1 protein-coding gene is annotated in these 1411 nt (G+C 68.7%); it reads right to left on the bottom strand.

The window, feature by feature from the left end; translation table 11 throughout:
* Positions 1 to 154 precede the first annotated feature (154 nt).
* Positions 155 to 1411 (bottom strand): IS4 family transposase (locus tag ACFOYX_RS36155; RefSeq protein ID WP_377534809.1); only part of this gene is annotated, 1257 nt, incomplete at its 5' end.

The following is a 1411-nucleotide window of genomic DNA, read 5'->3' as shown; positions in this document are numbered from 1 at the left end:
CGCATGGCGGATGATCTTGTCTGTGGATCGTTTGACGCTGTAGGAGTTGTGTCGGGCGCGTTTGACCGTTCGTTGGCAGGTGCGGTGCCGGCGTGGGGGTAGCGGGTGGCGCAGGATTTCGGTGTGGGCCTCGGTGACGGCGTTGGTCAGACGCTCAGGGGGAAACGGCCGCCTGGTCGGTGACCTGGCGGCGCACGAGACGGAGCCCGCGTATGAACGAGAGCCGGTCGGGGTGGTAGCCGGCTTCGTCCGCCGCGTCGACCAGCAGTGCCCGGATCGCGTAGTGCGCCAGCAGCAGGCCCCACACTTGCTGTTCGACCAGGTCGGGGGTCTTCGATCGCAGCACTTCACCCCGGCCGCGGAGATCACTCTTGATCTCGTTGAGAGCGGTCTCCTCCTGCCAGCGGTCGTGGTAGGCGGTAGCCAGGTCCATAGCGGACACCTCGTGTGGGTCGAGCATGGTGGTGATCACGGTGATGAATTCGCCGTCGGGGTTGCGGTCGGGCACGGTGTAGTCCACGACCCGCACCAGCCGTGCGGTGTCCGCAGCGACCTCACCGCCGTCCTGGACCGTCTGCGCCAGCCGGCGGCGGCGCTCGGCGCTCAGCCCGGGTCGGTAGATCAACGCCAGGTAGGACCCGTCGGGCAGCCACCGCACCAGTCCGAGTGACACCGAGGCCCCGACGCGCCAGGCCAGGTCCGTGCCGGTAGCGGCGAAGCGGCCGAACAACTCGAAGGAGTAGAAGCCGCTGTCGGCCAGCAGCAACATCCCGGGCTCCACCACCCCGGTCAACTCGGCGGCCTGGGTGCGTTCCCCCGTGCTACACGGGCCGAGGACCGCGCCCACGACCGCTCGGCTTGCACACTCGACGACCGCGGTCACCTGCAGTTTCGGATACGCCGAGGCTTTCGGCCCGGACCCCATCCGCCCGAAGCGTTCCACGTTCGCCGGGGTGTCGGCCACGTCGAAGCTGGTCCCGTCGATCGCCATCAACCGACGCCGGGCCAGCCATGCGCCTTTCGTGCCCGTCGATGCCACCGGCACCGCCGCCCGACCGAAGAGTTCCTTCACCGGCGCCACACCCAGGCGTTGCCGGGCCTGGGTTATCGCCGAGCCAGTCGGGACCTGCCAGTCATCCGACCAGGAGGCCATCGTGCGCAGGCTGCCGACCAACCGGCGCATCACTTCCTCGGCGGACTCCTCGGCGTACAGGCCCATCGCGACCACATACCGGATCATCACGTGCGCCGGCAACCGACGGCTGCGCTTCTCCCGACACCCGGTCCGGTTGATCACTTCCTCGATGAGATCGCGGTGGAACCGGGCCGAGAGCACCCCCAGACCAATGTGGTCGGTCAACCGGCCTGAGGGCTGCGCCTGCAACGTCACGACCGGCAACCGTACCGGCCC

Source organism: Micromonospora sp. GCM10011541 (genome assembly GCF_042650725.1).
Taxonomy (GTDB): Bacteria; Actinomycetota; Actinomycetes; order Mycobacteriales; family Micromonosporaceae; genus Micromonospora; species Micromonospora sicca.
The sequence above is the reverse complement of the archived record's forward strand: the minus strand, read 5'-3'. Positions and strand labels throughout refer to the sequence as shown.